The sequence below is a fragment of the Psychrobacter sp. 1U2 genome (genome assembly GCF_051847575.1).
The window spans coordinates 1-697 of sequence record NZ_JBPYDC010001125.1 but is presented as its reverse complement, the minus strand read 5'-3'; the positions used below and the strand labels follow the sequence as shown (position 1 = coordinate 697).

General features: G+C 46.5%; 1 protein-coding gene. It reads left to right on the top strand.

The features are described from left to right. A partial coding sequence (locus ACS8FD_RS20755; protein ID WP_439277258.1) for an NUDIX hydrolase occupies positions 1-585 on the top strand: 585 nt, incomplete at its 5' end. Positions 586-697 lie beyond the last annotated feature (112 nt).

Here is a 697-nt window from a genome sequence, read left to right as displayed (position 1 = left end):
ACCTCCCGTAGTGCCCGTATTTTGGACAGTCTATACCAAACGCCAATCGCTGATGCGTCGATATTGGTGGCCATCACTCATGAGCGTCATCCTAAGCTACTCTTGACACGTCGCGCCGCGCACATGAACAGTCACGCAGGGGAGGTCTCCTGTGCTGGTGGTAAGTATGAAGTAGGTGATGGCAACAACGTTGTCACAGCCTTACGTGAAGCTTGCGAGGAGACAGCGCTACCACCAAATAAAGTGCAGCTACTGGGGCAATTACCTATTCAAACCTCTAAAAGCGGCATGAGTGTGCGTCCAATCGTGGCGCTCATTGCTCCAGGTTTGGTATTGGTGCCTGAGATGGGAGAGATATCACGCATCTTTTGGGCAGATTTTGAAACCTTACTTACTCAGCCAACTGTAGAATATGCAGTAGAGTATGCGATACAAGATCAAGTGGCGACGATGCTGACACCCAGCTGGCAAGTAGACGGTGAGACAGTATGGGGGCTAACAGGACGCGTTATCGCAAGTCTACTAGAAACTGGGTTCGATCGGCAGCTTGAATGGTACTACCGCATACAAGATAGTAGACTATAAAAGTTGTCAGCTTATAAGCGCTTACGTATATTTATCTAATAAAAAAGCATTACTTAGGTTTTTTGTGGATTTATTATAGTTACTGTTCGCCTTGTTGATAATGCTTTTAGAT